The sequence below is a fragment of the Faecalibacterium sp. OM04-11BH genome, assembly GCF_003482185.1.
GTDB classification, from domain to species: Bacteria; Bacillota; Clostridia; order Oscillospirales; family Ruminococcaceae; genus Faecalibacterium; species Faecalibacterium tardum.
In genome coordinates, this window is sequence record NZ_QULS01000031.1 from 1 (window position 1) to 7620 (window position 7620).

The window sequence follows — 7620 nt, forward strand, 5'->3', positions numbered from 1 at the left end:
CACATGGCTGTGCTGCTCATATATGCTACCTCTCCGTGGTGGGCAGTAGGCAACGGATCTCTATCCGGCTAAAGCATATGATTGTCAATTCACTCTTTGGATGAGGAAAAAACTATAATGGGAAAGTATTTTGGTACCGATGGCTTCCGCGGGGAAGCTGGAATCACTCTGACCGCAGATCATGCCTATAAGGTAGGCCGCTTCTTAGGCTGGTACTATAATGCCCTGCGTGAACGCAACGGCAACAACGAGCCTGCACGCATTGTAATCGGTAAAGACACCCGCCGTAGCTCTTATATGTTCGAGTATAGTCTGGTGGCTGGTCTGACCGCTTCCGGTGCAGACGCCTACTTGCTGCACGTCACTACCACCCCTTCCGTGGCCTATATTGCCCGTGTGGATGACTTTGATTGCGGCATTATGATCTCTGCCAGCCACAACCCCTATTATGACAACGGTATCAAGCTGATTGACTGCTACGGCGAGAAGATGCCGGAGGAGATCTTGCTGTTAGTCGAGGATTACATTGACGGAAAGCTCCATGTGTTCGAGAAGGACTGGCCGGAGCTGCCTTTCGCTCACCGGGAACACATTGGTTGCACGGTGGACTATGTGTCTGGCCGCAACCGTTATATGGGCTACCTGATCAGCCTCGGTATCTACTCCTTCAAGGGTGTCAAGGTTGGTCTGGACTGCGCCAACGGCTCTAGTTGGAACATTGCTAAGTCTGTATTTGATGCGCTGGGCGCAGACACCTACGTCATCAATGCACAGCCCAACGGTACGAATATCAACAACAATGCAGGTTCCACCCACATCGAGGGCTTGCAGAAGTTCGTGGTAGAGAAGGGGCTGGACATCGGTTTTGCCTATGACGGCGATGCTGACCGTTGCCTGTGTGTGGATGAAAAGGGCAATGTCATCACTGGCGACCATATTCTGTACATCTACGGCTGCTACATGAAGGAGCGTGGCAAGCTGCTGACCAATACCGTCGTTACCACGGTCATGTCCAACTTTGGTCTGTACAAGGCTTTTGATGAGAAGGGCATTGGTTACGCTAAGACCGCTGTGGGCGACAAGTATGTTTACGAGTATATGGCTAAGAACGGCTGCCGTATTGGTGGCGAGCAGAGTGGTCATATCATCTTCTCCAAGTACGCTAGCACTGGTGATGGTATCCTGACTAGCCTGAAGATGATGGAAGTCATGCTGGCGAAGAAGATGCCTATGAGTAAGCTGGCTGATCCCCTGAAGATCTACCCGCAGGTTCTGGAGAATGTCCGTGTGACCGACAAGAAAGCTGCACAGGATGATGAAGCAGTGCAGGCAGCCGTCAAGGCTGTGGCCGAGGCACTGGGTGACACTGGCCGTATCCTTGTCCGTGAATCTGGTACGGAGCCTGTTGTGCGTGTGATGGTGGAAGCTCCTGACCACGACACCTGCCAGAAATATGTGTCTCAGGTCGTGGAGACCATTAAGAGCAGAGGCTACGGAGTTTGAGTGCAAACCTGAAACAAAAAAGCGTTCACGCGCTATTACTTGCCTTCATTCTGGCTTCAATCCTGTTTTTACTGCCAGATGCTGCCGTTGATCATGAATTCGGTTTCACGTCTTCGGAACTTGAAGTGAAGGAGACCGTAGAGAAAAATGCGACTACCACGAGTTATGTGAACTCTGAGGGCACTGTCACAGATGCTATTGACATGGGCTATGCAACTGTACAGAGAACACGGGATTCGGCAGGACAAGTCATAGAAGAGTTTTACCTCGATGCTGCTGGAAACCCAGTGGAACGGTATGGCGATTACTGTGGCATCGCGTATGAGTATAACGATGGTGATACTGTAATCAGGTATCTTGGTGCAGATAAGAAACCAATGATGCTTAGTTCCGGTTATTCCGCCGTTGTGAGAACACTGGTGGAAGGAAAAGCAACGGACGATTTCTACTACGACCTTAATATGCAGCCGGTCCAATGCACAGGCGGCTATTACGGTTTGCACCGGGAGTATGATGAACAAGGACTAAATTGCGCTATTACTTATCTCGATGAAAATAGACAGCCCGTCATCTGCACATCTGGTTATGCTGTCAAGACATATCTGCGTGATTCGGAAGGAACCGTTATTGGCGAACGATACTTTGACACAGAAGGAAAACCTGTAAAATCTTCTCTTGGCCAGTATGGCGAGCTATATCAGCGAGATGAGCAAGGTCGTATCAGCCAGATAACCTATCTCGGCGCAGACGGTAATCCAACACCAACGAATGCTGGTTATACGGTTATGAAGCGTACTTACCACCGGGATGGTACAGCGGACACTGATATGTATTTCGATGCAGATGGCAATCCAATGGTCCTGTCCAAAGGGCAGCATGGCATCAAGCGAAGCGGAAAGGTGAATCTGCTGCTTGACAAAAACGGTTATGTCATGCTGTGTGTGGACAATATCCTGAACGGATTTCCGTTTATGGTTGTCATTTCTGGATGTGTTATCTGTTTGCTGATACTGTTGCTGCCGAAGAAAATGAGTGTCTTTTTGACGGCTGCGTATGTAGTATTCATCCTTTATGAAACACTGATGTTCCGCGAGACAGGGGATGCAAGGACGAACTTTGTTTTGTTTTCTTATGCGGATCGTTTTCTGACGGAGCAAGCTGTGAGAGTTGGAGTTATCAACAACATCTGGCTTTTCGCACCATTAGGAGCAGGTTTATACAGGATAATACAGAAGAAGTGGGTGCTACTTGTTCCATTTTTGATGTCTGTGGCAATCGAAACGACCCAGTATATTACGGGACTTGGCATCGCAGAGTTCGATGATGTGTTCGGTAATACGATGGGTGGATGGATCGGTGTGCTGACAGCATGGGCGTGGCTGAGCCGGAGGAAATTCAGTATGGATGGACAAAAGACCAAGGAGAAAAAGAACGAAGAAATAAAGTTGTGGCAAAAGCTACTTTCCTTTTTAAAGGAAAAACTCTGGTATATTTTTCTCCTGGCGATAAGCACGATTTATTTGGTAATCAATAGATTTGCAATTAAAAAACTGGATGATGCAAGTATGCTTAGTACGGTGTTTATCATTTGGGTTATTCTTTTGGCTCTCCCACTTTTTTCAGAGCTGGAATTTCTGGGCGTAAAGGTTAAAAAAGAGGTCAAAAAAGCCGTAGAAAAAAGCAATGAGGAAGTAAAAGCAAGTCTCAACAATCTCCAGCAACTTGTATCGCAAATCCAAATCTCGAACAGTGTAGCGCCGCAGTTCACAATTACCGGTGGCTCTTTGCCTTCTGAAGAAAGAATGGATAATTTAATTAAGGAAATCCATTTACTAAATGAGCAAAATACGAATAAGAAGACAGAGAAACAGGATAAAGTAAACATCCCAGCGCAAAATCTCGAATTGTTTAAAATGCGGTATGGAATTGAAGCGAAATTAAACGATGCTATGGATTTGATTGGATATAACGGTAAAAATCATATTTCGCTTGTTCAGTCGGCCTACTACTTGAGCCAGCAGGGCGTCCTTGATCCGAAATGTATAGATTTGTTAATTCAGGTGGTGAGGATAGCTAATAGAGGCGTACATGGCGAGATCGTTGATCAGAAGTATTTGGATTTCGCTTCTGAAGCATATCCAAAGATTATTGATGCATTGGATGATTGTAAAGAACTGATCAAGAAGATGACTTGACCCGCTAAAGGAACATGAAAATGATTAATGTATGGAATAACTTAGATATTCAAATTAAAGTCGCTGTTATTAGTGCTGTGGCGGCAATCGTAGTGGCGATTATTACGGGCGTTTTTTCTTTGATAAAAAAGGATACAAATAGTGAGAACAATAATAAAGGTGACAGTGAAACAATAAATATTCCAACCCCAAGAACAACTGTTGAACAACAAAAATATAACTCTCAGGATTATATACATAATTCTTTTATTCCAAGCCTTGATAAATTGGAAAAGGAAAAATCAGATGACGCTTTTGCGGAGGGACTAGCTACATTTATAGGTGCTGATCGAAGTGATGATGAGATTTCAATTACTAGAAAGGGAAAATAAACATGGGATTTTTTAATGATAGCCTAACTCCTTTGATGGGGAAAAAGTCGAGTTCATCTGTAAACGGAACTTCAGGAACCGATAATACCATGGACTGCCCAGAGTGCTGTTCATTAATTACCCCATCGAATAACTGGTACTATTCGACTATGATGGTACCAAAAGAATTCAAAGAAAAAGTTCTTGTTCATGTGGTGTCACAATATATGACTCTGAACGAATGTTTTGTTCCACCGTTGTACCTAGCGATTGAAGGACCGGCAGGAGAGGGAAAAACATCTCAAACTATTGCGGTTTTAACACAACATAATATTGAGGTTTTATATGTTTCTGCATCGGAAATTTCTGGATCACATGAGGGTGATTCGGTAAAAATTCTGAACGACGTTTATAATTATGCTGTGCAAAGAGGTAAAAGGGGATATTGTATCGCGATTCTTATTGATGATTTCCATATGGGCGCAATTAATCAAGATTCAAGAACTGAAAAGACTATTAATTCTAACCTTTTAACAGGTCGCATGATGAATTTGGCCGATTGCTCTGATGACAAAAGAATACCTATTATTATGACTGGAAACGATTTTTCAACTGTATATGCACCACTTCTTAGATCGGGTAGAGCTGATATGTATCGGTGGGAACCAGACATTAAGCTAAAATCCGTCATCATTCAGAGCATACTAGATCCATTTGTAAAGATGAATGAAGATGAATTTGTTCAGTTTTGTAGTATATTTAGAAGAGGAACAATTTCTGATTTTTCGCAGCTGAAAAATGATTTGAGAAAAAGATATGTTTGGGAAATGATAGAAAATAAGACATCTTTAAATATAGAAGTAATCCGAAAATTAGATTGCAAGATGTCTTCTTTACAACGACTGAACTTTCAGGAATTATGTGAGTTGGCAGAAAAAAGGATAAAGCCAATTATATAGTGGGGTGTATCGAATGATAGATTTGTTACCGCCTAAGATGGATGTCAAAGTAAATGTCAAAATCCGATTAAATATTCTGGCCGGAGTATTAGATGAACTTACAAAAGCATGTGGCATTTCAATAGAAAGTGATTTGAGGAAAGGTATTGTTGATCGAGATGTTATACAGCAGATTATTGTGAGCTTTTATGACGCGCCAAAACATGTTTGTGGGCAAATAATCTTCGACATTGATTGGAAGAGATTTGAATTTCTTGCAAGAACCGATGAGGGGAAAGTACTTTACTCTAACATAGACACTTCAAAAAATTTGTCCTCACAGTTAGATAAAACATTATATGATGCGGTAAAGGTTTATGTGAATAGGACGAAGCGTAAATACAAGGTTAAAAAAGTTGAGTGTTCATTTGTATATAATGAGAAATATAGAAAAACTGACGCTATACATGATGCGGCGCGGAAATATATGGGGCACAGAGAAAGCTTATGTGATGATGAGATAGTACAAGATACTGAGTTTTCAAATGAAATTACAGCAGCATTTCAGGGATTAGATGGGTTACTGAATGTGAAATTTAGACTCTAAGCGGAAACTCATATTTAGGGGGTTATAGAAATCGTATACGTACTCGATGACTTTCCTGCAACATGGGCAAACTGAGAAGCAGTTCCGGTCATTGTAGATTCGGACTGTGTTCACGGTTCGCGGCAAGCGGTATGTAGGGAAGAACAGCAAATCAAGGATTGTGTGGGCAAGAGAACGCTTCTCCGGGATGTCCTCCCAGACATCATCGGAATTTTGATGGCGGAATCTTTTGAAAGTAAGCTTCATTTATAATCACCTTAAAGCATAGATGATTAACACGGACACTTGGATGTATATATGTCCAATTTTTTCCGTCATCCTTGAAAACAGATTCTATATAGTGTATATTTGGGCTGTGAGAGTTATCCTCCACGGATGCTCACAGCTTTGCCGCTCGAAACTTTGCACACCTCTACGCGGTGGGCGGTAGGCAACACATGGGAATGTGGCTAAGATGCAAAGGCTGGCACTTTATAAATAGGTGAATAACATGGATGTATCCATTAAACAATTTAATTGTTTTACCTGTGAATTTGATGCACTGCAGTCTGGTGCGGTAATTAAAGTTGAGGATGTTGAAGTTGATAATAATGCACTGGAACATGCATTAAAGCAGATTATTGATGACCACTGCTTGACTCGGAGTGCGCAGCGCGTTTACATAAGGAAATTCACTATCCTTCAAGATGATTACGAAAAATTGATGGGGAGCAATTTCTTTTCTGCTAAACTGAACGGTGTGGCTTCTAAAGTAAATGAAAGTTACTTTTATCCTTGTGAAGTGAAAATTGGTGAATTTGCACTGGAGAGAATTGAAGACTATATTCCAGATGGAGCGGGCACGGGTGAATTGACGTTTTATGACGTTCCGATGATCCTGCATAATGAAGGTATATATAGTGCTAAATTAGATACCAAAGAAGATTAAAACTTTGGAGTAGGATGATGAGCCTTTTAAACGATGACCAGAAGAATGCAATCATTGACATCCTGAAGGAGCAATGCCGGTGTATTCAGAAAGCCAATGCGCTGGAACGATATATGTTTCCTAACTTGTATGATGCCCAATATATGTCTGGTCGTCATCATTCGAATACTGCTAAAGTGTATGCTGGATTTCAAGAGGATACTTTGATTCCAGGCATGGTGATAAAAAAGGTCAGCTATGGTGTCCAAAAGTGGCAACCAGAGATTTCAAGTGATACCGCAGTAATTCAACTATACAATGACTCCGCTGGCAAGGAATTAAAGACAAATGAAGTAAGAAGTAAGTGTGCCTTATATAACCAATGTGGCTCACAGAAAAGGTATGGAATTATTCGATTTAAGCTGACTGACAAAGGGCTTTTACAGTGGGTTAAACTAATTAATCTCGATGAAAAGGCAGAGGTCGTACACGAAGAGGAACTTTATCGACATATTGGAAAAACAATACCATTTGCTTCATGAGTGTATTGTCATCCTATTTCCGCAGTGCTATACTAACCCTAAATCTTACATAATCTTATCGGAGGTATAATCCTATGCCCAGAACCAAAGGAAGCAAGAACCGCATTGCCGCATCTACCGACCTTGATGCACAGATCGCAAAGTTGCAGAAAGACAAGGCAATGCTCGAAGAAGGTCTTTCCAAGACTGTCGCCCATATCGAAGAGCTGAAGAAGGACATCAAGTCTCTGCGTGAAAGTTTAAAGCCGCAGAAGGCGGAGATTAAGCAGACCGAAAAAGAAATCGCAAAGCTGGAGGCCAAGAAGGCAGCTGCTGAGGCGAAGGCCGCCGAAGCTGCTAAGAAGGTTGAGGCTGAGGCTGTGCTGAAGAAACTGCTGGCATCCGGTATGACGGCGGATGAGATTCTCGAAAAGCTGAAATAAAGTAATATGCCGTGTGGACTGAACGCCAAAAGTTCACACGGCGTATTCTTGAGTACGATATATAGTTTGTGACGTAAATAAAAATGAGGTGAGAATTAGTGGGTGATACACGCGCGCCCTAAAATGAAAAAGTAATTGCAACCAAAGACAGAGAAA

8 protein-coding genes are annotated in these 7620 nt (G+C 42.6%); all 8 read left to right on the plus strand.

Annotated features, from left to right (window positions below; all coding sequences use genetic code 11):
- Positions 1–117: 117 nt before the first annotated feature.
- Positions 118–1503: a phosphoglucosamine mutase gene (gene glmM / locus DXB44_RS13980; protein WP_118659075.1), complete on the plus strand. Its 1386-nt coding sequence runs from the start codon at positions 118–120 to the stop codon at positions 1501–1503.
- Positions 1500–3698 carry a VanZ family protein gene (locus DXB44_RS13985; RefSeq protein ID WP_118659076.1) on the plus strand — a complete coding sequence of 733 codons (2199 nt, stop codon included), beginning with the start codon at positions 1500–1502 and terminating at the stop codon, positions 3696–3698. The genes glmM and DXB44_RS13985 overlap by 4 nt, the downstream gene beginning before the upstream one ends.
- 20 nt (positions 3699–3718) lie before the next feature.
- Entirely contained in the window at positions 3719–4069 is a 351-nt protein-coding gene (locus DXB44_RS13990) for a hypothetical protein (protein WP_118659077.1), read from the plus strand.
- A gap of 2 nt (positions 4070–4071) precedes the next feature.
- Complete coding sequence (locus DXB44_RS13995; protein WP_118659078.1) at positions 4072–5007, plus strand: AAA family ATPase; 936 nt, start codon at positions 4072–4074, stop codon at positions 5005–5007.
- 13 nt (positions 5008–5020) lie between these two features.
- Positions 5021–5593 carry a hypothetical protein gene (locus DXB44_RS14000; protein ID WP_118659079.1) on the plus strand — a complete coding sequence of 191 codons (573 nt, stop codon included), beginning with the start codon at positions 5021–5023 and terminating at the stop codon, positions 5591–5593.
- A 490-nt stretch (positions 5594–6083) separates the two neighbouring features.
- Entirely contained in the window at positions 6084–6521 is a 438-nt protein-coding gene (locus DXB44_RS14005; RefSeq protein WP_118659080.1) for a hypothetical protein, read from the plus strand.
- A 17-nt stretch (positions 6522–6538) separates the two neighbouring features.
- Entirely contained in the window at positions 6539–7042 is a 504-nt protein-coding gene (locus tag DXB44_RS14010; protein ID WP_118659081.1) for a hypothetical protein, read from the plus strand.
- Positions 7043–7116: 74 nt separating this feature from the next.
- Positions 7117–7464, plus strand: a complete 348-nt coding sequence (locus DXB44_RS14015) for a hypothetical protein (protein ID WP_118659082.1) — start codon at positions 7117–7119, stop codon at positions 7462–7464.
- The last annotated feature ends 156 nt before the right edge of the window (positions 7465–7620 follow it).